This is a genomic window from Pseudarthrobacter cellobiosi, from assembly GCF_023913815.1.
GTDB classification, from domain to species: Bacteria; Actinomycetota; Actinomycetes; order Actinomycetales; family Micrococcaceae; genus Arthrobacter; species Arthrobacter cellobiosi.
The window spans coordinates 65,450-90,435 of sequence record NZ_JAMXBK010000023.1 but is presented as its reverse complement, the minus strand read 5'-3'; the positions used below and the strand labels follow the sequence as shown (position 1 = coordinate 90,435).

At 65.5% G+C, this 24,986-nt stretch carries 22 protein-coding genes; 8 read left to right on the top strand and 14 right to left on the bottom strand.

Annotated elements, in window-relative coordinates; genetic code table 11:
• Positions 1–82: 82 nt before the first annotated feature.
• From NG701_RS09555 to NG701_RS09545, 3 genes are all read right to left on the bottom strand, one after another.
• Positions 83–3,256, bottom strand: a complete 3,174-nt coding sequence (locus NG701_RS09555) for a S8 family serine peptidase (protein ID WP_445260471.1) — start codon at positions 3,254–3,256, stop codon at positions 83–85.
• Between the two features lie 313 nt (positions 3,257–3,569).
• Positions 3,570–6,542 (bottom strand): exo-alpha-sialidase, encoded by a 2,973-nt coding sequence (locus NG701_RS09550; protein WP_252566885.1) that lies wholly within the window; start codon positions 6,540–6,542, stop codon positions 3,570–3,572.
• 314 nt (positions 6,543–6,856) lie between these two features.
• The gene (locus NG701_RS09545) at positions 6,857–7,042 is read right to left on the bottom strand and encodes a hypothetical protein (protein ID WP_252566883.1); all 186 of its coding nucleotides are present in this window, start codon (positions 7,040–7,042) and stop codon (positions 6,857–6,859) included.
• Between the two features lie 261 nt (positions 7,043–7,303).
• On the opposite strand from NG701_RS09545, the gene purS reads away from it, so the two are divergent.
• The 3 genes from purS to purL are packed head-to-tail and all read left to right on the top strand — an operon-like array spanning position 7,304 to position 10,663.
• On the top strand, positions 7,304–7,555 hold the full coding sequence (gene purS, locus NG701_RS09540) for a phosphoribosylformylglycinamidine synthase subunit PurS (protein ID WP_056631212.1): 252 nt from the start codon (positions 7,304–7,306) through the stop codon (positions 7,553–7,555).
• A 1-nt stretch (position 7,556) separates the two neighbouring features.
• The gene (gene purQ, locus NG701_RS09535) at positions 7,557–8,330 is read left to right on the top strand and encodes a phosphoribosylformylglycinamidine synthase subunit PurQ (protein ID WP_252566881.1); all 774 of its coding nucleotides are present in this window, start codon (positions 7,557–7,559) and stop codon (positions 8,328–8,330) included.
• Positions 8,327–10,663 carry a phosphoribosylformylglycinamidine synthase subunit PurL gene (gene purL, locus NG701_RS09530; RefSeq protein ID WP_252566879.1) on the top strand — a complete coding sequence of 779 codons (2,337 nt, stop codon included), beginning with the start codon at positions 8,327–8,329 and terminating at the stop codon, positions 10,661–10,663. Before purQ ends, purL begins: the two co-directional genes overlap by 4 nt.
• Positions 10,664–10,734: 71 nt before the next feature.
• Here the strand turns inward: purL and NG701_RS09525 are convergent, their stop codons facing one another.
• The 6 genes from NG701_RS09525 to NG701_RS09500 form a co-directional block, all read right to left on the bottom strand.
• Positions 10,735–11,676 (bottom strand): type IV toxin-antitoxin system AbiEi family antitoxin, encoded by a 942-nt coding sequence (locus NG701_RS09525; protein ID WP_252566877.1) that lies wholly within the window; start codon positions 11,674–11,676, stop codon positions 10,735–10,737.
• Positions 11,677–11,793: 117 nt separating this feature from the next.
• On the bottom strand, positions 11,794–12,087 hold the full coding sequence (locus NG701_RS09520; RefSeq protein ID WP_252566875.1) for a DUF503 domain-containing protein: 294 nt from the start codon (positions 12,085–12,087) through the stop codon (positions 11,794–11,796).
• A gap of 76 nt (positions 12,088–12,163) precedes the next feature.
• Positions 12,164–12,481 carry a putative quinol monooxygenase gene (locus NG701_RS09515; protein WP_252566873.1) on the bottom strand — a complete coding sequence of 106 codons (318 nt, stop codon included), beginning with the start codon at positions 12,479–12,481 and terminating at the stop codon, positions 12,164–12,166.
• Between the two features lie 34 nt (positions 12,482–12,515).
• Positions 12,516–13,142 carry a hypothetical protein gene (locus NG701_RS09510; RefSeq protein WP_252566871.1) on the bottom strand — a complete coding sequence of 209 codons (627 nt, stop codon included), beginning with the start codon at positions 13,140–13,142 and terminating at the stop codon, positions 12,516–12,518.
• Between the two features lie 14 nt (positions 13,143–13,156).
• The gene (locus NG701_RS09505) at positions 13,157–13,705 is read right to left on the bottom strand and encodes a DUF1990 domain-containing protein (protein ID WP_252566870.1); all 549 of its coding nucleotides are present in this window, start codon (positions 13,703–13,705) and stop codon (positions 13,157–13,159) included.
• A complete protein-coding gene (locus tag NG701_RS09500) occupies positions 13,702–14,118 on the bottom strand; it encodes an MmcQ/YjbR family DNA-binding protein (RefSeq protein WP_252566868.1) in 417 nt (138 codons plus the stop codon). Before NG701_RS09500 ends, NG701_RS09505 begins: the two co-directional genes overlap by 4 nt.
• Before the next feature lie 45 nt (positions 14,119–14,163).
• Between NG701_RS09500 and NG701_RS09495 the strand changes: the two genes are divergently transcribed.
• Positions 14,164–15,192, top strand: coding sequence for an isopenicillin N synthase family dioxygenase (locus NG701_RS09495; RefSeq protein ID WP_252566866.1), 1,029 nt, complete (start codon positions 14,164–14,166; stop codon positions 15,190–15,192).
• Positions 15,193–15,258: 66 nt separating this feature from the next.
• Here NG701_RS09495 and NG701_RS09490 read toward each other — a convergent pair whose 3' ends face one another.
• The gene (locus tag NG701_RS09490) at positions 15,259–15,684 is read right to left on the bottom strand and encodes a CoA-binding protein (protein WP_252566864.1); all 426 of its coding nucleotides are present in this window, start codon (positions 15,682–15,684) and stop codon (positions 15,259–15,261) included.
• Positions 15,685–15,957: 273 nt separating this feature from the next.
• Between NG701_RS09490 and acs the strand changes: the two genes are divergently transcribed.
• Genes acs through NG701_RS09470 form a run of 4 tightly spaced genes read left to right on the top strand, consistent with a single transcriptional unit; the run spans position 15,958 to position 21,279 of the window.
• Positions 15,958–18,252, top strand: coding sequence for an acetate--CoA ligase (gene acs, locus NG701_RS09485; protein ID WP_252566862.1), 2,295 nt, complete (start codon positions 15,958–15,960; stop codon positions 18,250–18,252).
• A complete protein-coding gene (gene sfnG, locus NG701_RS09480) occupies positions 18,249–19,448 on the top strand; it encodes a dimethylsulfone monooxygenase SfnG (protein WP_252566860.1) in 1,200 nt (399 codons plus the stop codon). Before acs ends, sfnG begins: the two co-directional genes overlap by 4 nt.
• On the top strand, positions 19,448–20,788 hold the full coding sequence (locus tag NG701_RS09475) for an O-acetylhomoserine aminocarboxypropyltransferase/cysteine synthase family protein (protein ID WP_252566858.1): 1,341 nt from the start codon (positions 19,448–19,450) through the stop codon (positions 20,786–20,788). The genes sfnG and NG701_RS09475 overlap by 1 nt, the downstream gene beginning before the upstream one ends.
• On the top strand, positions 20,785–21,279 hold the full coding sequence (locus tag NG701_RS09470) for a CoA-binding protein (RefSeq protein WP_252566856.1): 495 nt from the start codon (positions 20,785–20,787) through the stop codon (positions 21,277–21,279). The genes NG701_RS09475 and NG701_RS09470 overlap by 4 nt, the downstream gene beginning before the upstream one ends.
• 29 nt (positions 21,280–21,308) lie before the next feature.
• Here the strand turns inward: NG701_RS09470 and NG701_RS09465 are convergent, their stop codons facing one another.
• The 4 genes from NG701_RS09465 to NG701_RS09450 all read right to left on the bottom strand — a co-directional run bounded on the left by NG701_RS09465 (position 21,309) and on the right by NG701_RS09450 (position 24,902).
• Complete coding sequence (locus NG701_RS09465) at positions 21,309–22,148, bottom strand: hypothetical protein (protein WP_252566854.1); 840 nt, start codon at positions 22,146–22,148, stop codon at positions 21,309–21,311.
• Complete coding sequence (locus tag NG701_RS09460) at positions 22,145–22,696, bottom strand: RNA polymerase sigma factor (protein WP_252566853.1); 552 nt, start codon at positions 22,694–22,696, stop codon at positions 22,145–22,147. Before NG701_RS09460 ends, NG701_RS09465 begins: the two co-directional genes overlap by 4 nt.
• Positions 22,697–22,952: 256 nt before the next feature.
• Positions 22,953–23,294 carry a YegP family protein gene (locus NG701_RS09455; RefSeq protein ID WP_252566851.1) on the bottom strand — a complete coding sequence of 114 codons (342 nt, stop codon included), beginning with the start codon at positions 23,292–23,294 and terminating at the stop codon, positions 22,953–22,955.
• Positions 23,295–23,612: 318 nt separating this feature from the next.
• The gene (locus NG701_RS09450; RefSeq protein ID WP_056348633.1) at positions 23,613–24,902 is read right to left on the bottom strand and encodes an adenylosuccinate synthase; all 1,290 of its coding nucleotides are present in this window, start codon (positions 24,900–24,902) and stop codon (positions 23,613–23,615) included.
• Between the last annotated feature and the right edge of the window lie 84 nt (positions 24,903–24,986).

The window sequence follows — 24,986 nt, the reverse complement described above, 5'->3', positions numbered from 1 at the left end:
CCATCGGCGGCAGCTCCGCCATCGACAGGAACGCCGCCGGAACCAAGCGGTCCGGCGGCGTTCCCGTGCTGTTGCTGAAAAACTAGAGATCCATGTTGCGGTTTCCGGAGAACTCCGGGATCTCCTGCTTCTTCTTTTCCTTTTTGACCCTGTCCTTCTTGTCTTTCTTGTCCTGGGCCGGGTCATCCGCCGTTTCATCATCAGGGACGGCCACAGCACTGCCTGGTGTGACAACCACGGAGACGAAGGTGGGCACGCTCGAACCGGCGAACGTCACCCGGCCGATATAGGAGCCCTCAGCGAGATCCTTCCACTGGAGCTTCAGAATCCCCGACTGGCCGTTCCCGAGCCGCAGCGGATTGGGGGTCACCGTGGCATTTCCCACGTTGGCTCCGAGCACCGCAGCGTCCACGGACGCTTTGGTGGGCTGCCCATTGGGGCTTGCGTAGAGGTTCACAAAAATCGTGTACACGCCCGGCGCCGGGTTCGGAACCGAAATCGATTCACTGGCAGAGGCCGTCTGCGCCAGCAGCGCCTGTCCCGCCGGATTGAAGACCACCATGTCAAAGTCGGCGGTCTCGTCGGAGGAATAGACGGAGAACTTTGCCAACGGCGATCCGGCCGGAACGGTGACCTCCTTGGCGAAGTTGGACGCGTCCGTTTCCAGGGCCAGCGGTCCGGGAACCAGTTCGATGGCCGAGGAGTCAGCCTTGGACAGTCCGTCCAAGGTGATGTTCACGGGCGTGTTCGTGCCGGAAACCACCGGAATGTCGCCCTGCCCCTGGCCTCCTTCCGAGGTGAAGGCCAGGTTCGCCGGCGCCACCACCGACTGCGGGCGGACGGCCACCGGCGATGCCACGTTCTTGCCGGCACCCTGCCAGACGAGGTTGCCCATGGCAAACTGCCCCAAGGCAGCGCTGGTGTTCTCGAACTTGACCTTAAAGGTGCGCTTCTCGCCGGGAGCGTTGAAACTAAGGATCGACGGCGTGACCGTCACCTTGATGCCAGGAACGCTGGCCTTGGCCCGGTAAACGCCGGGGGTCAGCGCGGTGACAGTCCGGGTGACTTCTGTCTTCCCGGTAAGTGCCCCCAGCGCGAACGAGGCAACATTCATATCCCGCGGCGCAGTTGTTCCGAGATCCGGGATGCCCAGGTCCAGGCCCGTTCCCTGGATGAACTTCAGGTAGTCGTCCTCTGAATTGTCGTAGACCAGGCCGGGATCGAGGACCCGTGCAACGTCCACCTGGCCAGCGCCGGTGGCGAAGACGTCACCGTTCCTGGTGCCGTCTGCTTTCTTGATGTCAGCTGCCGTAGTCATCATGGCTGACTTGATAGTGGCCGGAGACCACGTGGGGTTCTTGGCCAGAATCAAGGCGCCAAATCCAGCCACATGCGGCGCAGCCATTGATGTCCCGGACATCATGCCGAACTGGTCGCCGCCGGAACCGATGGGAGACACCCCTGCCAGCACCGCAACGCCCGGCGCCGCCACGTCAGGCTTGAGCAGGTCTGAGCCGGTGGCGAGCAGCGGGCCCCGGGAGGAGAAGCCGGCGATCTGCGGCTGCGGCGCGGCCGGAAGACCGGTGGTGTCCGTGTTCACCAGGGCGACCTTGATGCCGGGGTTGGCGGTGATCTTGTCCTTGATCTGCTGCGTGGCCGGCGGGTTCACGTGCACTGTGGGGACTGCGTGGCGGTCCAGGTCCTCGGAGGAGGTGGTCACGTTGACCAGGATCATGCCGATGCCGCCGGCACGCTGCACCTCGGCGCTCTTGGCTACGCGGTCCACCACTCCGCGGTCGCAGACAACAATCTTCCCTGTCACTTTGGCGGGATCCAGCGCATTGGGGGCGCACAGTTCCGGGTTTGCTGCGCCGGCGGCTGCGGCACCTACCGCCAGCACAACGTTGCTCGCAGGAACGGGGGCGGCCATGAGACTGGCGCCGCGGTACTTGCTGCCGTCCTCAAATTCGACGGTTCCCTGCAATTCCGTGGAGAAGGAGCTCGCGGCCACCGTGGTCAGCCACGGAGCGCCGTGGTTCACTGTGCTTGCCGCCGGCCCGGAGTTTCCGGCGGATGCGGCAACAAAGATTCCGGCAGAGGCCGCGGAGAGGAAGGCCAGCGAAACCGGGTCTGTGGTGGTTGAGGTGCTGCCGGAGATGGAATAGTTCAGCACATCCACGCCGTCCAGGATGGCTTGATTGATCGCGGCCACGGAGGCGGAGCTGTAGCACCCGCCCGTGGCCGGGTTGTCGTCCTCCCAACACACCTTGTAGACGGAGATCTTTGCCGCCGGCGCCACGCCGCTGGTGATGCCCATATCGGTTGCACCAAGGTTGGCCCGGACGTTCGCGTTGCCCGCGGCCGTGCTGGCAGTGTGCGTCCCGTGGCTTCCTACATCCACAGGCGAAATCAGTTCTTCTGGCGCGCGGTTCTCCGGCGCCACGTACGCCATGTAGTCGTCAGCGAAGTAGCGTGCACTCAGGACTTTGGAGTTGCAGGCGCTGCCGTCAAACGCGGCCCCGGTTCCCTGGCCCTTCTGGCACTCACCGACGAAGGTGTCGCCGTCGGACTTGAGCATGGCGATATTGCCGTCCGCGGTGCGGTACGGGGCGCCCACCTGGGCCTGTCCGGCGAGTGGTTGCACGTCTTCACCGCCGAAGAACGGGTTGGAGGGGGTGTAGCCGGAGTCAATAACGCCCACTACGACGCCTTTGCCGGCATTCTCCTGCCCGCCGAAGGCAGTCTTCCAGATGCCGTTTTCACCGCTGAGCCCTAGGAAGTCTGTGGTGGAGTAATCCGGCGCGTTCTCCGTGTCCGGTGCCACCATCAGGACGGCCGGGTCCTTGGCGAGCTTAACGGCCTGGTCGGCCGTCAAATCCGCCGAGAACCCGTTGATGGCAGCCGTGTACTGGCGCTTGATCTGGACGCTTTCGGACCCGGCCACAGCGTTCTGCCTGCCCTCAAGGTGCGCCTGGTACTGCTGGACTTCGGGCCGGTCGGCGTCAAGCTTGCGGCCGTTCCGGGGCTTCGTCGCTGCGAGTCCGGGAGACCCGCCGTCGTAGGTGGCCGCCGGCTTCTCCGCCAGGACCACAATGTAACGGCCGGCGGGGTAGTCGCCGGGGTTGATCTTCTTTGAGGCAACTGCCGTGTTTGCTTCAGCGGGCGCCGCGGTAGCGGGGCTCATCGCCATCGAAGAAAGGAGCAGCGGCAAGCCCACGGCCAATGCCGCCGCTTTCCGGAGTCCCCCGCCCCGAATGGGGCTTTTTCCAGTTGATTTCACGAGCGACTACACCTTTCACGAGGAACGGCCGGCCACGTGCCGGTCTGGAGCAGCTGGGAACGGCACACGACATTACAGATTTTGTAATGCTGTGACCAGCCGTTACAAACAGTACAGACTGAGAGCTGAATATGACATAGGACATATCAGGCGTATACGTCAGTTATGCAGCGTTTAGGGGATGCCCGGGAGACCAGCGGGAACAAAGAAGGCCCCCACGTAGTGCCGGACTTTGGGTAAGTCCGGCCCTATGCGGAGGTCTTCTCTGGTGCTAGGAAATCACCCTGGCTCAACCCTTGGGCGTCACCTGCAGGCGGTCGAAGGAGACCTGCTTGCCGTCCTTGTCCAGCACCACCACGTCGTCGCGGCCGCTCTGCACACCCGAGGCCAGGATGAACTCCACCGTGTTGTCGGTAGTGGGGAAAATCCAGCCGATCCGGTAGCTCTTCTTGTTGAGGTACACGAAGTACCACTGGCCGTAGTCGAGACCCCTCAGGGTCACCTTCTGGCCGTTGCGGTACTTGTCCTGCGTGCCCAGGTCGAACGGAGCCGTCTGCTCCTCGAGATCCTGGACAGCGAGGACGGGGACCGTCTCGGGCTGTGCCGGCTGGAGATTCAGCAGCAGTGCGCCGCCGGTCACCGTGGCCGTGACCTGCTTGGCGCCGTTGGTGGCCATTGCTTCGAACGAAACGGCGTCGAGGCGGCCTGCCGCGATGTCGGCAGCAGTCAGGACATGCTCGCGCGTTGCCGTCACGGTCCCGCCCACAGCCAGGGCCTCCTGGCTGATGGAAGCGTCCGGGGCACTGAGCCCGGTCAGGGAGACATTGCCGGCGTTGCCTACGGTGTAGGCGTATGAGACCGTATCGCCTTCGCTGGCGAAACGGTCGCCGTCGGCGTCGGTCCACTCAGCGGAAACGGTGCCTTCCAGCTTGGCGTCGCGGACCTTCAGGTCCACTTCGCCGCCGTCCACTGTGTAGATCTTGCTGCTCTGGCCTGCCGAGCCGACTTCCCAGGTGGTCTTCGGAACGAAGTAGCCCTGCTCCGCCTCGGCAGCGGTCACGGTGTGGCGAGGCGTGGCGCAGGTGTAGCCCTGGCCGGCCGGCAGCACGCCGTAGCGGCAGTTGCCCGGGCCTTCTGGGACGAACGGGCTGAAGTTGCCGGCGGTGGGAACCACTTTTTCGACAAGCGGGCTCGTGTTGCTCACGCTGAAGGTGTACGGAACAGCGTCGCCGGCGGCGTACGGTGCGGTGGCGAGGTCACGGCCGGAGTCCGCACGGGCGCCGGTGATGCTGGCGGAAACCAGACCATCACGCAGTGCCACAGCGGCGCCGGTGAACGGAACCGTCTTGGTGAGCGACGGCGTCGCGCTGGCCGTGATGGCGAAGCTCGCCTGGGGAACAAAGTAGCCGCGCTCGACGTCCCCTGCGGTCACCGTGTGCTTGGCCGTGGTGCAGTTGTAGGTGGCACCGGCGGCCAGGTTGTTGAACCGGCAATTGGGTGCGCTGGGTGCGCCTTGTGCCGGCGGCAGGAAGCCGGTTTCGAAGTTGCCGGACACTGGAACGGAATTCGCCGTCACGTTGGCTGTGCTCTTGACCGCGAACGTATAGCTCAGGACGTCGCCCGCCTGATAAGGGCTGGCGATGACGTCGCGGGCCGGGGCTGTTCCGGTAATGGTGAGCCCCACCTGCGGAGCAACCGGGACGGTGGCCGTGAAGGTGAACTGCGAAACCCGGCCATCCGCCGTCGTAAAGGCAGCGTTAAGGTTTTGAGGACCGCTGGCGTTCGCCGGGGCGGTCAGGGCGACGTTGACGGTCGCCGAGGCGCCTGGCACGACGTCGGGCACGGGCACCGTGGTGGCCGTCCAGCCGGCCGGGGTGTAGACGGTGGCGTTGGCGCCGGAGAGCGTGGCGGCTTCCTGGTTGGTGACCGTGACTGCCACCTGCGAGGTGGCACCGGGGGCCGTGGTGACGGCCGGCACGGACAGCGGGGCGCAGGCGTAGTTCAGCCAAGCGTCGTCGAACTTCGCGAACTGGATGTTGTCCGTGTAGTTGCCCTCATACAGGACACCGAACTTGCCGTCCTCCAGCCGGGACACCGTGGAGTAGGCGGAGAAACCGGTGCGGACGGTGCGCACACCGGGCCAGGTGGCGCCGTCGTCGCAGGAGATACGGGCAGAGACATTCTCGCGGCCGGTCTTGGAATTGGAGTTGGTGAAGATGAGTTTCTTGGCGTCCGCTGAGCCCTGAGCCGCGTCCGGGAACATCCGGGCGATGGAACCGTTGTTTGCCGGGTCCGGCAGTTCGGTGTCCTGGGTGACCGGACCATAGGTGGCGCCGCCGTCAGTGGAGATGGCCACCTTGCGGTAGCCCTGGTTGGCGTTGTCGCGCGAGTTCAGCAGTACGCGGCCGTCGGAAAGTTCCACGGTCTTGTTCTCGTCCATGCGGTCGCCCACGTTGGCGCCCTTGTGCCAGGTCACGCCGTGATCGTCCGAGTAGACGCTGTAGGCCTGGATCTTGTTGGTGCCGTCGGCCTGGCGCACATCGCCGGCGTACTGCTGGATCAGGCGGCCCTTGTACTGGCCGTACTTGAGCTGGATGCCTTCGCCGGAGGACGCGAAGTTGGAGCGGATATCGCCTGCCACCGGGCTGGTCTTGCTGGTGCCCGGCTTGGTGACGTTGGTGATGAGCCTTGGCTGCGTCCACGTGACGCCGCCGTCGGAGGATTCGATCACGGCGGAGGAGATCACGCTGCGGTCGGCGTCGTCGTTGCCGAACTGGCTGCCGAAGAAGCCCTGGTCCTTGGAGTACACGAACAGCGCGAAGACCTTGCCGGCCTCTGCGTCGTGGATGTAGGACGGATCACTGTAGCCGTATTTGGGGCCCGTGGCGTCGCCCACGTGGCCGGCGGCGATGACCTGCACGGGGCCCCAGGTCTGGCCGCCGTCGGTGCTGCGGCGCTGCACGATCGAGTTGGGGTTCGGAGCGTCTGCGGCGCTGCCGGGGCGGCCGTCCCACGAAGCGAGCACCACGTTGTTGCCCAGGTAGGTCAGGGCCGGGATCCGGTGGAAGAAGTTCGCCGCAGTCCGGTCGGCGCCGATGTTGGCCTCCGCGAATGAGCCGGGAGGAGCGGTGGGGTTGTTCGGGGGGATCGGTGCCGCCTGCGCGGCGATCCCGGATCCGGCCAGCAGCGCCAGCGCTACCAGCCCGGCTCCTGCGGTTCGGCCAATACTTCGGTGCCTGTTCCGCTTAGTAGAAAATCGCAAATCCATATCCTTTCAAGGCGCCGCGGGGCGGCGGATCGGGAGAATTCGGCCGTGAGGGCGGTCTTGGCACCCGAGGGGATACCACCTGCCACATACGACGTCCTACGACCATAGTGTTTAGAGCGTCACATGGCTAGGAGTTTCCGCAAGTTGCTTGGGAGAGGCCTGGGACAGGGCGTTCGGGATCAGTACATTTTCAGCAGGGCAGCCGGCGCAGGGGCACTTGCGGCGGGGCACAAAAACGGGCGCCCCCCTTCAGAGACGCCCGGTTGAGGTTTGGGCAAAGACTTGAGGCCTAGATAAGGGGCGGGCGCCTACTGCCTGGGCGTCCGAACCACGTCACTGATCCACTGGCGGGTCTTTTCGTCCACGGGGCCGGCCACGCGCGTTTCCCGGGCAGCCCGGTCCGCCTTTATCTTCTGCATAACCATCCGGCCCAGCCCGGCAAAAACGGCCACGGCCATCATCGGCAACAGCAGAGATTTCGATTTTTCAGCCATGCGGTAATCCTAGTGACGCTTGCTCCGCGAGGCCATAGCCGCCGTCGTCCTCCACCTCCCGAAAGCCCGCCCCGCCGCGATGACTGTGGCCGATCCCACCGAATACAGGGTGCGGCGCTCGGCCCGGTAGAATGGCCTAGCAAGCTCGCGGAGCGCCCGTCCACACTGTTCGAAAAAGAACGTCCCCAGCATCCCGGAACGGCGTAAGACGGCGTGACTCCGCTGCGCCCTTACCCAATGCTCACGCACAGGAGTTGCCGGATGCCCCGGATCGTTGTTGACGTCATGCCCAAGCCCGAGATTCTGGACCCGCAGGGGAAGGCCATCGTGGGTGCACTCCCCCGTCTGGGCTTCACCAGCTTTAGCTCTGTCCGCCAGGGCAAGCGCTTTGAACTGACGGTTGACGGCGAGGTGACCGACGCAATCCTGGCCCAGGCCCGCGAAGCCGCCGAGACCCTGCTGTCCAACCCCGTGATCGAAGACGTCGTCAACGTCGAGGTCGTCGAGGCCTGAGATGACTGAACTTCCCTTGATCGGCGAGGCAATTGCCGTCGCCGCCGAGCCCCGGCTCGCCGGTGCCCGGATCGGCGTTGTTACTTTCCCAGGCACCCTTGACGACCGCGACGCCGCCCGTGCAGTCCGGCTCGCCGGCGGCACCGCAGTGCCGCTCTGGCACGCGGACACCACCCTGGGTGATGTGGACGCCGTCGTGATCCCCGGCGGTTTCTCGTACGGCGACTACCTCCGCGCCGGCGCAATTGCCCGCTTCGCGCCGCTGATGTCCAAAATCATCGACGCCGCCAACTCCGATGCCAAGCTGCCCGTGCTGGGCATCTGCAACGGCTTCCAGATCCTGACAGAATCGCACCTGCTGCCCGGCTCCATGATCAAGAACGACCACCTGAAGTTCATGTGCCGCGACCAGGTCCTGCGTGTGGAAAACAGCAACACCGCCTGGACCCTGGACTACGAGTCCGGCCAGGAAATCACGGTGCCGTTGAAGAACCAGGACGGCCAGTACATCGCCGACGAAAAGGTCCTGGACGCGCTCGAAGCCGAAGGCCGCGTGGTGTTCCGATACGTGGGCTTCAACCCCAACGGCTCACGCCGCGACATCGCCGGCATCTCCAACGCCGCCGGCAACGTGGTGGGGCTTATGCCCCACCCCGAGCACGCGGTGGAAGTTGGCTTCGGCCCCGAATCCCTGGACGGGATCGGCGGGTCCGACACCGACGGCCTGGGTTTCTTCACCTCCGTACTGAACAAGATTGTGGGAGGCAACAAATGACCGAGATCAATTCGGTGGTCGAGCCTGTCGAGACCTCATCCAAGAAGTTCAACATCGACACCGTCAAGAACGCCGCCAAGACGCCGGACACTGAACTGCCGTGGGCCGAACTCGGCCTGAAGCAGAACGAGTTCGATGAGGTAGTCAAGGTCCTGGGCCGCCGCCCGACCGGCGCCGAATTGGCAATGTATTCCGTGATGTGGAGCGAGCACTGCTCCTACAAGTCCTCGAAGAACCACCTGCGCCAGTTCGGCGACAAGGTGACCGACGAGATGAAGAAGGACATGCTGGTGGGCATCGGCGAAAACGCCGGCGTCACCAACCTGGGCGACGGCTGGGCCGTGACGTTCAAGATCGAGTCCCACAACTCGCCGTCGTTCGTGGAGCCCTACCAGGGCGCCGCAACCGGCATCGGCGGCATTGTCCGCGACATCATCTCCATGGGCGCTCGCCCGGTGGCTGTGATGGATCCGCTGCGATTCGGCGCCATCGACCACCCAGACACTGCCCGCGTGATGCACGGTGCCGTTGCCGGCATCGGCGGCTACGGAAACTCCTTGGGCCTGCCGAACATCGGCGGCGAAATGGTGTTCGATTCCGTCTACCAAGGCAACCCGCTGGTTAACGCGCTGGCTGTCGGCGTGATGCGCCATGAGGACATCCGCCTGGCCAACGCCTCCGGCAAGGGCAACAAGGTAGTCCTGTTCGGCGCCCGCACCGGCGGCGACGGCATCGGCGGCGCCTCTGTTCTGGCGTCCGAGTCCTTCGACGATACCAAGCCGTCCAAGCGCCCCGCCGTCCAGGTCGGCGACCCCTTCGCCGAGAAGGTCCTGATCGAGTGCTGTCTCGAGCTGTTCAAGGGCTCGCTGGTTGAGGGTATCCAGGACCTCGGCGCCGCAGGCATCTCCTGCGCCACGTCCGAGCTCGCCTCCAACGGCGACGGCGGCATGGAAGTTGAACTGACCTCCGTCCTGCTCCGCGACCCCACTCTGACCCCGGGCGAAATCCTGATGTCCGAGTCGCAGGAACGCATGATGGCCGTGGTCACCCCGGAGAACATCGCCGCCTTCGAAGCTGTCATGGACAAATGGGCCGTGGAGTACTCCTGGCTCGGCGAGGTCACCGACACCGGCCGCCTGATCATCACCTGGGACGGCGTAGTCATCGTGGACGTCGACCCGCGCACCGTGGCCCACGACGGCCCGGTCTACGACCGCCCGTACGCCCGCCCCTCATGGCAGGATTCCGTACAGGCCGATTCCTTCACCGGCTCCGTACAGGACACCGGCCGCCCCTCCGCCCCCGCGGAACTGGCAGCCGCCGTCTCCGAGCTCGTGGCCTCGCCGAACATGTGCAGCAAGGCCTGGATCACCAACCAGTACGACCGGTATGTGGGCGGCAACACCGCCCTGGCGTTCCCGGACGATGCCGGCGTGGTCCGCGTGGACGAGGAAACCGGCCTGGGCGTTGCCCTGGCCACCGACGCCAACGGCCGCTACACCTACCTTGATCCGTACCACGGCGCACAGCTGGCGCTGGCCGAGGCCTACCGCAACGTGGCCACGTCCGGCGCCGTGCCCATGGCCGTCAGCGACTGCCTGAACTTCGGCTCCCCCGAGGACCCGGACGTGATGTGGCAGCTCGCGGAGGCCATCCGCGGCCTGTCCGACGCCTGCATGGTGCTGGGCATCCCGGTCACCGGCGGCAACGTCTCGCTGTACAACCAGACCGGCACCACGCCCATCCACCCCTCCCCCGTGGTGGCAGTGCTGGGCAAGCTCGACGACGTCGCCCGACGCACTCCGTCGGGCTGGCGTGAGGACGGCCAGGCCATCTACCTGCTGGGTACGACGGCGGCTGAACTGGACGGCTCCGAGTGGGCCAACATGCGTGGTCACCTCGGTGGACTGCCGCCCAAGGTTGACCTCGCCGCCGAACGCGAGCTGGGCGAAATCCTGATCAACGCGTCCCGAGACGGCATGGTGGACTCCGCACACGACCTCTCCGAAGGCGGGCTTGCGGCAGCCCTGGTGGAGTCCGCACTGCGCTACGGCGTGGGTGCCCGGATCGCCCTGCAGGACGTTCTGGACCGCGACGGCGTGGACCTGTTCACAGCGTTGTTCTCCGAGTCCCAGGGCCGCGCAGTTGTTGGCGTGCCCCGCTCCGAGGAAGTCCGGTTCAAGGACATGTGCACGGCCCGCGGCTTTGCCCACACCCGCATCGGCGTGGTGGACGCAGCGAGCAACAAGCTGGAGATCAACGGCGTGGACACCATGTCGCTGGACGCCCTCCGCGAAGCCCACGAGGCAACCCTGCCGAAGTACTTCGGCTAGTCCCCTCCCGTCGATTGCTCCGTAACCGCCCTTTTGAACCCTCAAAACGGCGGTTACGGAGCAATCGTTCGTTAAGGCCGGGACCGCCATCCGGCTTGTACCAGGGCTGTGCGGACCTTGGCGACCGCAGGCTTGGCGTCATTGAGCATGTGCCGCTTGGAAATCCTGACTTCAGTCCACCCCAGCGTGTGGTACTTTTCAGAACGCGTGATGTCCCGGACGATCTGCCCGTCCTCACCGTGTTGTTCACCTTCGTCCTCGATCCCGATCCGGTACTTGCGGTAGGACAGGTCCGGCTCGTGATGGCGTCTACCGTCGTCGCCGATGATCGGCACGTTCACCTCCGGTTCCGGCAGCCCCGCCCTGACCATGGCCAGCCTCAACAGCGTCTCCTGCGGCGAGTCAGAGCCCACCCGGATGAGTTTGATGGCTTCCTTGGCCCTGCGTAGCCCGCGCTTTCCCTTGTGCCTGTCGATCATTCGCTGAAGATCTGCCAGGCTGCAGAGAGGCATGTCCCTGTCCTCAAACGCCGCCCTCGGCACGCGAACACAACTGTCCCCCATGGCCACAAGTTCGTCCACCGTGAGCATTTCCGCCATGTCCAGCCAGGTTCGCTCCGGAGTGGTCACGGGAATTCCGTCAACTGTGGTGACCTCGTCGCTGTAAAGCTTCATGCGGTGCACAATGACATGCGGCCGGTTCAGGTGTGCCGAGCCCTCAGGCCTGATGACGTGAAACATCTCCGGATTCCCCTTCTGCTGACGTCGCGGCAGCACGAGCATCGCCGCCGCGGTGAGGTGCGACGCGGCGCATCGCTCGTTGACCTCAATGAAGGGCCGGACCCTCTCACTCAAGGGGAGCTCCGCCGTCGAGCTTTCCGACCGGATCCCCTTGCCGAGTCGATGCAGTGCCCGGTGTCGCAGCCGCTTGTGCGACACTCCCGCGCGCGCCGCCTCGACAACTGTGAACGGACGGTTCTGTAGTTCCTCGGGCAGCGGGCGCGGGGTCTTCATGGATTCATCAGAGCAGACTGCCGCGTTCGCTGCAGAAGTTATCCACAGCCTTCATCGATTGCTCCGTAGGCGCCGTTTTGGGCACGCAAAAAGGGCGCCTACGGAGCAATCGATGGGTCAGTCTTCGCTGTGGAGCTCCCGCTGCCTTGAGCTGAGCAGTTCAAACTCCGGCCGGGCGGCCACAAAGCGTTCGACGGCGGTGAGCACCTCCACGAGATGCGCCCGGTCTGCTGCCACCAGGCCGGCGCCCACCTGCGAGCGCCGGTATTGTTCGTGGTCCCCCACCTCCGCTACGGACACATCGAAGCGGCGCTTGAGCTCGGCCAGCAGCGGCCTGATGACGGAGCGTTTCTCCTTCAGGCTCTGGACGTCGCCGAGGAGGATGTCGAATTCAATCCAGCCGATCCACATGCAGCAATCGTATCGATTGCTCCGTAAGAGCCGTTATGGAGGGTCAAAAGGGCCCGTACGGAGCAATCGACGTCGGTCAGATGGTGAGTTCGCCCATCCGGTCCCAGCCGTCGCCGTCGAGCTGGCGGCTGATGATTCGCGGCGTCTCGGCCAGCGCCTGCGGCATGTCCGCCATGGCCTGCTTGAAGTGGGGGCTGTTGACGTGGTCCCCGGCGGCGTCGTCCTTGAAGGCTTCCACCAGCACGAACTCGTTGGGGTCCTCCACGCTGCGGGACCAGTCGAACCACAGGTTGCCGGGCTCCGCCCGCGTCGCTTGGGTAAAGCCGTCAACGAGGCCGAGCCAGCGCTCGGACCAGTCGGGTTTGACCTTGAACTTAACGACGATGAAGATCATGCGGTATTCCTTCTGTTGCAGGGGTGTGGGTTGTTCAGTCTGCGGCCAGGGCCACGTCACAGGCCTGGATGGCCTCACGTGCAGCCTGCTGCTGCGCAGGGGTTCCGGCCCGTTCCGCCCACTGTTCGGCCAGTTGGAACTCCACGAGCGCCTCGTTGAAACGGCCGGCGCTGTGCAAAGTCCAGCCGAGGTTGTTGTGCAGCGCCACCATCCAGCGCCGTGTGTGCGGATCGTGAGCGGTAGAGGCGTATTCGAGGGCGCTCCGGGTCCACAGCTCAGCATGGGCGGAGTCTGCCAGGGCCAACATGTGCAGCGCGTCGACGGCCAGGAACTCCTCACCCAGGTGATCGCCGAGCTCGGCTGCCTGTTCGAACAGGGGTACGGCCATGGCGGCGTGGCCGCTGGAGTTCAGGACGCGTCCGCGTTCCAGCAGGATCCGCACGCCGACGGTGGGTTCTTCCTCGCCGTCCACGGAGTCCAGCAAGGCATCCGCCTCCTCGTAGCGGCCCTGCAGGCCAATGGCCCGGCCAAGCTGCGTGGCGAGTTCGGCCTTTTCGTAGGTGTCGTAGGTTGGGTCAGCAAGGGCGTCCCGGAAGCGCTGTTCGGACAGCTCGGGATCCCCAAAGTTCCATAGGCGGTCAAGGGTCGATTGGTCCAGCATGTACCTTCTCCTGATCAGCTTTCACCTGCGGCGAGTTGGCGTGCCCCTCCAACGTATCGCGAAGTGATGTGCCGTTGCGCCGCCCGGGCCAGCAGGCCTCCCGCCTGGTAGAACCAGTTCGCGTGCCTGCTGAAGGCGGTGATCTTCAGGAACACCCGCCCGTCAGCGCCGATCTCAACTTCGAAGGCTTCTTCGCCGCGTTCAGGATGGCCGGGCAGCGTGCCGTAGCCGAAGCCCGCTGACTGGGGGCCGTCTCCCGGCACCGGCCGCCGCACCCAGACCACCTCGCACGGGGCATTAATACGGAAAGGCCCGACGCCGAACCCGCTCACCACGCGCGCGCCGGGGATCACGACGTCGGACTCGGTCCGGACGCGCAGTCCGGACCGACGCTGCAGTTCCCATGTAAGGATTCCGTACGCCACCCGGCGGTAGAGCGCCAACCCCTCACCCAGGTACTCCTGCGATACGAGGCAGGGGTAGCCTTCCGGCGCCCGGCCGTGCTCGGTGGAGCCGATGCCCGGGTAGTTGAGGCCGCCGGCAGCCAGGCGCTCCCCGGTCAACGGGGCTCACCCGAAGAACCGGACAGCCGCGCCCATCCCAGCTGCTCCTGTTGCTTGCGGCTCAGGGAGGCCACCACCAGATCGTAGGAATCCTCCACCATGTCCCGGACCATGGCGTCGGGCAGGTTTCCGTCCAGCCGCACGCCGTTCCAATGGGTCTTGTTCATGTGCCACGCGCCGGTGATTTCCGGGTGGGCGGCCCGCAGCTGCTCAGCCAGGGCGGGTTCACATTTCAAGCTCACGGACCAGTCGTCGGGGTTCATTGCGGACGCCGCAAACATCTTGGCTTCGTGCCGCGCGCCACCTGCTACGGCAGCCCGGACCTTAAACACGGAGGTCTCCGGACCGAAGGGAAAATCCTCGAAGGCACCGGGAAATGACAGGCATATTGCCTTGAGTTGGGCTGCGTCCATGGACCGAGCCTATAAAGCCCTTCCCGGCGGTGCTAGTCTGCGAAGATGTCACCCGATCAGGCCATCATCCCCGTTCTGGACATGAGCGCCGCACGCCAGCCGTACGGCTCCTTTAGCCCGGAATTCATCGACCAGCTGCGGGACGCCGCCCACAATGTGGGCTTCTTCCAAATCACTGGTTACGGCGCCGCCCCCGGCCAGGCCCAGGAGCTGCTGGCCCTCATCAAACGCTTCTTCGATCTGCCCCTCGAGGAGCGGATGAAGCTGGACAACAGGATTTCACCGCACTTCCGCGGCTACACCCGGATGGGCACTGAAATCACGCAGGGACGGGCCGACGCCCGCGAGCAGATCGACTACTCCCCGGATCGCGAGCCCGTCCACAACTATCCGGCCGATCAGCCGTACTGGCTCCTCCAGGGGCACAATATGTGGCCCGAGGAGGCGTTGCCGGAGCTCAAGCCGGCGGCCATGGCCTGGGCCGACCTGATGTCCAGTGTGGGCATGGAGCTGCTGCGTGGGATCTCGGTTTCCCTGGGGCTGCCGGAGGACCACTTCGACGAGCCCTTCGGCAACGAACCGGCCTGGATGGGCAAGCTGGTGCATTACGTCGGCGGCGTGGTGGAGGCGGCCGGCGACCAGGGCGTAGGCTCCCACGCCGACTACGGTTTCGTCACCCTGCTCCTCCAGGACGAGGTGGGCGGGCTGGAAGTGCTGCCGCCTGGGACCAGTGAATGGGCACCGGTTGAGCCTGTTCCCGGGGCACTCGTGGTGAACCTGGGCGAAATGCTGGAGGTGGCCACGGAAGGTTACCTCGCCGCCACGATCCACCGGGTTCAGGCGCCGCCACCCGGCGTGGACCGTTACTCAGTCCCCTTCTTCTGGTCGCCGCGGTTGGATGCCGTGATCGATCCGGTGCCACTGCCTCCCGAGCTCAAAGCCCAGGCCCGTGGCATCTCCGACGATCCGTCCAACCCGATGCTCGCGTCCTTTGGCCTGAACATGCTCAAGGGCCGCATGCGCGCCCATCCCGATGTGACCGAACGCCACTACCCGGAACTGATGCAGCGCTGATCGTCGCCCAACCCTGAGCCTGCCGCGCACGCGCGTGCCGCGGGAGCTGCGCGTCCAGGGAACCAGTCAGAGGTTGTACTTCCACGCCTGCTGCGCGGGGCAAACGTCCATCACCACGTCCAGGCCGGCGGCCTTGGCACGGTCCACTGCCGCTTCGTCGATAACACCCAGCTGCAACCACACGGCTTTGGCGCCCACCGCAATTGCCTGGTCCATCACCGCCCCGACCTTCTGCGAGTTCACAAAGCAGTCGACGACGTCGAGGGGTTGCTTTTCAGTGGGAATCTCACCCAGGGTGCGGTACCCGGTTTCGCCGTGGACAGGGTGGCCGGGAAGGTTGACCGGGATGATCTCCATCCCGAGCCGGTCGCGGATAAACAGCGAGGTGTCGTAGGCGGCACGCCACTCATTGGTGGTCAGGCCCACGATGGCCCACCGCCCTTTGTTTCGCATCAGGCGCTCAATCACGGCAGGATCGTTGACGTGGACCATGACGCAAGCGTACATCGTCCCCTGAGCGGCCCCTGATCGAATATTTGAATGAATAGCGGGCGTCAATGCCTGGCGTGAACGAATATTACGTTCCGCGGACCCCGATTTGGCGCAGAGCGTACGGTCAGCTGTAGTGGAAGTGACCATCCCGAGCGGCCGAGAGACCTGGATCGATGAAGCCGCAGCATCCCTGACCAAACGCTGTACCCGTTGAGGCGACCATCCTCGGCAAACAGTGAAGGGTGCTACCGCCAGGATCGATGGAGCACATCTATGACATCAGAAGTATCCTCTGCCACGTCTCTGTCCACCCTGAGTCCCGTCAGCGCCGCAGCAGCGGCCGCCGCACTGGGCTCTCCCCAATCCACTTCGAACGCGACGGCGGTCGAAGCAGGGCTGCGTGACGCGCCCGGCCCTTCCAGCAGCTCATCGGGATGGTCCTCGACCGAGCCCAACGACGTCGCCGTGCACGGCGCACCGTCGGGAGGGCCGGCGCGCCACAGCAGCACCACCGCCGCGCAGCACACGGCGGAGCACGAAGCAGCCCAGCACCACGAAGAAACACGCGGCGAAGCACAACCGGACAATGTGGCATTTTGGGAACAGCAGGCCCTCCGCCTGGACTGGGCCCAGCCAGCAGGAACGTCCGGCGGCAAGCCGTGGCACACGGCCCACCGCCGCGTCCCGGCCGACGCCGCAGCCCGAAAAGGCCCGGAGATCACCTGGTTTGAGGGCGGCAAGCTCAATGTCGCCTTCAACTGCGTGGACCGCCACGTAGCCAAGGGCCACGGCGACAAGGTGGCCCTCCACTTCGAGGGCGAGCCCGGCGACCGTCGAGCCATCACGTACGCGGAGCTGCAGTGCGAAGTCTCCAAGGCGGCCAACGCCCTGCAGGCCCTGGGCATCACCAAGGGTGACCGCGTGGTCATCTACCTGCCGGTCATCCCCGAAACCGTCATCATCACCCTCGCCGTGGCCCGCATAGGCGCCATCCACTCGCTCGTTTTCGGTGGCTTCTCCGCTGAAGCCCTGAAGTTCCGCGTCGAAGACACGGGCGCCAGGCTCCTGGTGACCACGGACGGCCAGTTCCGCCGCGGTGTCGCCGTGCCCGTCAAGGACAACGCGGATGCCGCCGTCGCCGGGGACAACGCGATCGAACACGTGCTGGTCATCAACCGCACCACGGCGCCGGAGGACCTGGCCGCCGTCCCCATGACTGAAGGCCGCGACGTGTGGTGGCATGACGCCGTCGGGAGCGCCGCGGAAGTCCACGAACCGGAGGCGTTCGACGCCGAGACGCCGCTGTTCATCATGTACACGTCCGGGACCACCGGCAAGCCCAAGGGCCTGGTCCACACTTCCGGCGGGTACCTGACCCAGGCGTCCTGGAGCTTCGAACACCTCTTCAGCAACCCGGATCCCGCACTCCGTGACCAGGACGTGCACTGGTGCACGGCGGACCTCGCCTGGGTCACGGCGCACACTTACGAGATCTACGGCCCGCTCTCCAACGGCGTCACCCAGGTGATCTTCGAAGGCACTCCGAACACCCCGCACCCGGGCCGCCACTTCGAGATCATCGAACGCTACGGCGTCACGCAGTACTACACCGCGCCCACGCTGGTCCGTTCCCTCATGGGCTGGTTCCCGGACGGCGTGCCGGGCAGCTACGACCTCTCCTCCATCCGGATGCTCGGCACCGTGGGCGAGGCCGTGAACCCCGAGGCCTGGCGCTGGCTGCGCCAGAACGTCGGCGCCGGCACCGCACCCGTGGTGGACACGTGGTGGCAGTCCGAGACCGGCGCCACCATCCTCTCGCCCGCGCCCACGGACACCGAGTTCAAGCCGGGCTGCGCGGCCCGCCCGCTGCCGGGCGTCAGTACCAGGATCGTGGACGACGCCGGCAATACAGTGCCGCCGGGCGTCCAGGGTTTCATTGTGGTGGACACCCCCGGACCCGCTATTGCGCGCACCGTCTGGGGCAACCCCCGCCGCTACTACGACTCCTACTGGAGCCAGTATGTGGAACAGGGCTGGTTCCTCGCCGGCGACGGCGCGAAGTACGATGCCGACGGCGACATCTGGATCCTGGGCCGCGTGGACGACACCCTGAACGTCTCCGGCCACCTGCTGTCCACCATCGAGATCGAGTCAGCGCTGGTGTCCCACCCCGATGTGGTGGAGGCCGGCGTCTGTCCAGTGGCAGATCCCAAGACCGGGCACGCGATTGTCGCTTTTGTCGTACTAAAGCGCGGGCTTTCGCTCCCCAACCGCCCCCTCCCCTCGCAAGCTCGGGCAGGGAACCCGGCGGTCGTGGGCCCAGGCTCTATCGCCGAGGAGCTCCGCAACCACGTGGCGAAGGCGATCGGCCCGATCGCGAAGCCGCGCGACGTCGTCGTCGTCCCTGACGTACCGAAGACCCGCAGCGGCAAGATCATGCGCCGGCTGCTCACCCAATTATTCGAGGGGACCGCCCTGGGCGACACCACCTCGCTCCAAAACGAACCGGCGATCGCCGGAATCCAGGACGTCCTGCGCGAGCGGACCCTAGTAAAGGAAAACTCATGACAGACATCAGCAACGTTGCCCGCCTTTCAGAGCCGCTCAAGTTTGCGTACTGGGTGCCGAACGTTTCCGGCGGCCTGGTGGTCTCCACGATCGAACAGCGCACCGGCTGGGACTTTGACTACAACAAGAAGCTCGCGCAGATCGCCGAGAACTCCGGTTTCGAGTACGCCCTGACGCAGACCCGGTATGCCGCGTCCTACGGGGCCGACAAGCAGCACGAGGCCACGTCCTTCAGCCTTGCCCTGCTCGCCGCCACGGAGCGTCTCAAGGTCATCGCCGCCGTCCACCCGGGCATGTGGCACCCCGGTGTGCTGGCCAAATACATCATCACCGCGGACCACATCTCCAACGGCCGCGCCGCCGTCAACATCGTCTCCGGCTGGCTCAAGAACGAGTTCACCAACTTCGGCCTTGACTGGCTGGAGCACGACGAACGCTACGTCCGCACCGAGGAGTTCATCAGGGTGCTGCGCGGCCTGTGGACCGAGCAGGAGTACAGCCAGGCCGGCAAGTACTACAACATCACGGACTTCACCCTGAACCCGGCCCCCGTGGACGTTCCCGGCCGCGCCCACCCCGAGGTCTTCTTCGGCGGCAACTCGACGGCGGCCCAGGCCACCGCGGGCCGTGTGGCCGACTGGTACTTCTCCAACGGCAAGGACCTGGAAGGCTTCAAGGAGAATATCGCCGGCGTGGTGGCAGCGTCCGGCGAAACCGGCCGAGGCAACGACGGTGCCCTGGCCGCCCCCCGCTTCGGTCTCAACGGCTTTGTGATCGCCCGTGATTCCGAGAAGGAAGCCCGCGATACGCTGCGCGAAATCGTTGAGAAGGCACACAAGCCGGCAGTCCAGGGCTTCCGCGACGCCGTGCAGGAAGCCGGCGCGTCCACCAAGGACGGCAAGGGCATGTGGGCCGACTCCAGCTTCGAGGACCTGGTCCAGTACAACGACGGCTTCAAGACCCAGCTGATCGGCACCCCGGAGCAGATCGCCGAACGGATCGTGGCTTACAAGAAGATCGGCGTGAACCTCTTCCTCACCGGCTACCTGCACTTCCAGGAGGAAGTCGCCGCCTTCGGCCAGGACATCCTGCCGATCGTCCGCGAACTCGAAGCCGACCTGGCCCGCAAAAACGGCACCCAGCTGGACGTGTCCGGGACGCCGGTTGCCGCAGCCGCCGAGTCGGTGGCTGTCTGATGGCTGACCGCAAGTTCGGTTTCCGCACCCGCGCGCTGCACACCGGCGGCACCCCCGACGCCGAGCATGGCGCCCGTGCGGTGCCCATCTACCAGACCACGTCCTTCGTGTTCAAGGACACCCAGGATGCCGCCAACCTCTTCGCCCTGCAGAAGTACGGCAACATCTACTCCCGCATCGGCAACCCCACCGTGGCAGCGTTCGAGGAGCGCATCGCCTCGCTGGAGGGCGGCATCGGCGCGGTGGCGACGTCGTCGGGCATGGCCGCGGAGTTCATCACGTTCGCTGCGCTGACCCAGTCCGGCGACCACATCGTGGCAGCCTCCCAGCTCTACGGCGGCACCGTCACCCAGCTGGACGTGACCCTCCGCCGCTTCGGCGTTGACACCACCTTCGTTCCCGGCACCGACCCCGCGGACTATGCCGCGGCGGTGCAGGAGAACACCAAGGCGATCTTCGTCGAGGTGGTGGCCAACCCGTCGTCGGAAGTCCAGGACCTGGCGGCCCTGGCCAAGGTAGCGCACGACGCCGGCGTCCCCCTCGTGGTCGACGCCACCCTGAGCACGCCGTACCTTGTGCGCCCGATCGAACACGGCGCCGACATCGTGATCCACTCCGCCACCAAGTTCCTGGGCGGGCACGGCACCACGCTGGGCGGCGTGATCGTGGAGAGCGGCCGGTTTGATTGGGGCAACGGCAAGTTCCCCACCATGACCGAGCCGGTGGCGTCCTACGGAGATGTCTCCTGGTGGGGCAATTTCGGCGAGTACGGCTTCCTCACCAAACTGCGCTGCGAACAGCTGCGGGACATCGGCCCGGCACTTTCCCCGCTTTCGGCCTTCCAGCTGCTGCAGGGCGTGGAAACACTGCCGCAGCGCCTGGACGAACACCTCAAAAACGCCCAGGCCGTGGCCGAATGGCTCGAGGCCGATCCCCGGGTGGCGTACGTCAACTTCTCCGGGCTTCCCTCGCACCCGCATTTTGAGCGCGCGAAAAAGTACTTGCCGCTGGGCCCCGGCTCCGTGTTCTCCTTCGGGGTGAAGGGCGGCCGCACGGCCGGGCAGAAGTTCATCGAATCCCTGCAGCTGGCCTCGCACCTGGCCAACGTGGGTGATTCCCGCACTCTGGTGATCCACCCGGGTTCCACCACGCACCAGCAGCTGAGCCCGGTCCAGCTGGAATCTGCGGGCGTGCCCGAGGACCTGGTCCGGATTTCCGTGGGCCTGGAGGACATCGACGACATCCTGTGGGACCTGGACCAGGCACTGGACGCGGCCTCGGAACCGGTGGTCGAGCTCGTCGGGACCGTGGATTCCTGCACGATTGGAGCCAACGTATGAGCACCAGCGAACGAACCTGGACCGGACCTTCGGCTCCGGAACGCCTGAACCTGCTGCGCGCAGCCACCTCGATTGCGATCGTGGGCGCCTCGGACAAGCCCTCCCGGGCGAGCTACTTTGTGGCGACGTACCTGCAATCGTCCACGCGGTACAAGGTGTACTTCGTGAACCCCGTGGTCAAGGAGATCCTTGGTGAACCGACCTACGCCTCACTGGCCGATCTTCCCGAGAGCCCGGACATCGTGGATGTGTTCCGCAAGCACGATGACCTCCCGGGCGTCCTGGACGAGGCCATCGCGGCCGGCGCCAAAACCCTTTGGCTGCAACTCGGTTCCTGGCATGAGGACGTGGCCGCGGACGCGGAAGCCGCCGGGCTCAACGTGGTGATGGACCGCTGCGTGAAGATCGAGCATGCCCGGTTCCATGGCGGGCTGCACCTGGCCGGTTTCGACACCGGAGTGATCTCCTCCAAGCGGCAGCTGCTTTCCTGACGGACAGGCGCTTCCTGACACAAACCTGATCAGCGGGTCAACTTCTTCAGCCAGATTGAACCGGGGCCCGCGTTGCCGGCCCCGGTTTTTTCTGTCAGTGCTGGGGGGACGATGGCCGACGTCAGGGACTCCCCCGCGGCTTCGGCCAGAGTACCGGCAACCAGCTTTCCGGCCTTGTCGAGCTCGGCAGCGGCGTCAGTGGCGGCCTTGGCAGGACCTTTGCTTTCCTGGGTGGCAGCGTCCTGGGAAGCAGCACCGCCAGGGGGGACACCCGCAGCGTTCCCCGGCGCGCCGCCGTCGTCCGTCTTTGACTTGCCGGGCGACGTGCCGTTTCCGCGGCCTGCCGGCTCCGTGCCCCGGTTCTGGCCTGCGTTTTCCGGACCGTTCGGTGGCGGGGCAGTTTCCCGTTCAACAGTTTCCGGCTGTGCCGGCGCTCCGTCGTCGCGGGTTGCCGGCTCCGCGCGCAACTGCGCCTCCGCCGGATTCGCGGCGGTCCGGCTGCCGGCGGGAGTCCCTGCGATGGACCAGCCAGGAGCCCAGTCCTGCAACAACTGCTGGATGGAACTGCTGGCCTGCGCGTCCGGAGCGGTGCCGCTGGCGGCCACCCCGGTGACGCCCAGCCCCATCCCCGCGATGACGGAAAGGCCCACAACGGTGGTCCGGTGCTTCCGGAGGAGCCTGTGCCGGGCCAGCTGGGGGGTCTGGCCTGACAGGAGCGCCGCCAGTTCGGGACCGGGCTCGGGTACAGGCAGGGAGCCTAGGGAGCCCACCGCGAGAAGGGCTTCGCGGAGGCCGGCGGCATCGTCCACACCGGCGTCAAGGAGCATTTCATCAATGGTCCGGATCAGGGAGCTGGCATTAAACGTCATGGCGCCACGTACTCCTTCACTGCGGACTGCTCGCGCAGCCGGATCAATGCACGGCGCTGGAGTTGCTTGACGGCGCCGGCACTCTTGCCCATCACAGCGGCCACCTGGTCCACTGTGAGGCCCGCGACGAGGCGTAACGACAACACTTCCCGCTGTTCATCCGGCAGCTCGTTCAGGAGATCCGCGACCTCCTGCGGGGAGATCCGTTGCAGCACCTCGGCCTCAGCGGAGGACTCCTCGCGTCCGTCCAGCTCCGGTTCGAACGGAAGTTTGATGGGTGTTCGTTGCTGGCGCCGGTGATCGTCCACCATCCTGGCGTGCGCCACGGAGAAGACAAATGTGCGCAGCCCGGCCACGCCGCCGGTAACCCTCTGCAGCCGTGGCAGGACGGTAAGGAAGACTTCCTGCATAGCCGCCTCCGGATCTTCTACCCCGCGGGCTGTGAGGTAGCCCAGGACCTGTGGCGCGTAGGTTCGGTACACAATGCTGAAGAGCTCCGGATCACGGGCGCGCGCACGCATAACGTCGTCTGTCAGTGCATCGGTCACGGACACAGGGCCTTCGGTGGAGGGGACTGGGCTGGCTCAGCTTGGGCCCGCACGTCATCCGCGGAATGCCCTCGCCAGCTAACTTTACCCTCCAGTAACAAAAGAGCCGGTCTGGAACATGATGGGGGACAAGTTCCAGACCGGCGCTTCATAGGGGTAATCGCTCAAGGCACCGCAGGGGTTACGCCGTCGGACAAAAAACTTTCCGCAGCCGTGACGTGGGGGGGATTCTTGAGCTGACTACGTCCGGCGCGGCTCACGCCCAGCTCTGCGCGGTCACCCTTCGGCGCGGTGTTTTGGCAAGGACGAAGGTGTGTGCCCTGGCGGCGGGAACGCGCTGGTCCCCACAGTCCGGCTGGAGTTGGACGGGGACCACCACAGGGGCTGGCACGGGGGCCGGGGGTGCAACCTTGGCGGCGGGGCAGAGATCGGTGACCAGCCCTGTCCCGGCGCATTCGCGCACGGCGGCGATCCCTGCGGCCACTGCGGACTTATCCTCGAAGGCCCCGGATACGGCCACCACAGTGCCATCCGGTGCCTTGAGGTGGAACCTGAACCGTGAATCCGAGTCCAAGAAAACTTCAAACTTCCCGGCCATGGTAAATCCTTCCGGTTTGTGGGTCCCGTCCGGGCGACGTCTTCGCCCCGGCCGGCCGGAAGCATCGCTGCGTCCGGTACCTACGGGTCTGGTCCAATGTTCTGCTGATCGGGTTCAGCGTGTGCTTAAGAGTCTGTCCGGCCCGCCTGCAGACTCACAAGACCGGCCGCGTAAACCCTGTGTAAATTCCCAAGTGACTGACAGTTAACGTCGCGAAAACCGTTTTTGAGGACGCTAAGTGCGAGTCACTTGGGTCAGCAGACGACAAAGGCGGGCCACCTTTCCAGGTGACCCGCCGTCGTGGTGCCTTACAGGCCGTTAGTCGTTGATCAGATCGTGAACCACGATGGTCTGGTCGCGGTCCGGGCCGACGCCGATCGCGGAGAAACGCGTGCCGGAGAGCTTTTCGAGGGCCAGCACGTAGTTGCGGGCGTTCTCGGGGAGATCCTCCAGGGTGCGGGCACCGGTGATGTCCTCGGTCCAACCGTCGAAGTACTCAAAGATGGGCACTGCGTGGTGGAACTCGGTCTGCGTCATGGGCATTTCGTCGTGCCGCACGCCGTCAACGTCGTACGCAACGCAGACCGGGATCTGCTCGATGCCGGTGAGGACGTCCAGCTTGGTGACGAAGTAGTCCGTGAAGCCGTTCACGCGGGAAGCGTGGCGGGCCAGGACGGCGTCGTACCAGCCGCAGCGGCGCGGGCGGCCGGTGTTTACGCCGAACTCGCCACCGGTCTTCTGCAGGTACATGCCCATCTCGTCGAACAGTTCGGTGGGGAACGGTCCGGCGCCAACACGGGTGGTGTAGGCCTTGATGATGCCGATGGAGCGGGAGATCCGGGTGGGGCCGATGCCCGAGCCAACGGACGCGCCGCCGGCGGTCGGGTTGGAGGAGGTCACGAACGGGTAGGTGCCGTGGTCGACGTCCAGGAACGTGGCCTGGCCGCCTTCCATAAGCACAACCTTGCCCTCGTCCAGGGCGTTGTTGAGGACCAGGGTGCTGTCGATGACCAGCGGGCGCAGGCGCTCGGCGAAAGCCAGGAAGTAGTCCACGATCTCGTCCACCACAATGTCGCGGCGGTTGTAGACCTTGACCAGGAGCTCGTTCTTCTGGCGCAGGGATCCTTCCACCTTCTGGCGGAGGATGGACTCGTCAAAGACGTCCTGGACGCGGATGCCCAGCCGGGCCACCTTGTCCATGTAGGCGGGGCCGATGCCGCGGCCGGTGGTGCCGATGGCGCGGCTGCCGAGGAAACGCTCGGTGACCTTGTCCAGGACCTGGTGGTAGGGCGCCACGAGGTGCGCGTTGGCGGAGATGCGCAGCTTGGACGTATCCGCGCCGCGGGCTTGCAGGCCTTCGATCTCCTGGAACAGGGCCTCGAGGTTCACCACACAGCCGTTGCCGATGATCGGAATCGCGTTGGGGCTCAAAATGCCGGCCGGAAGGAGTTTGAGCTCATACTTCTCACCGCCTACGACGACGGTGTGCCCGGCATTGTTGCCGCCGTTGGGCTTTACGACGTAGTCAACGCGGCCGCCCAGAAGATCGGTGGCCTTGCCTTTTCCTTCGTCGCCCCACTGGGCTCCTACGATCACGATTGCTGGCATGGGATCCTCCCCCATTCGTTCGGGCCGCACAGGTCCGTCCACCGAAATGGCAGTCCTGCGTAGCGCCGTTCATGAGAATGCCCC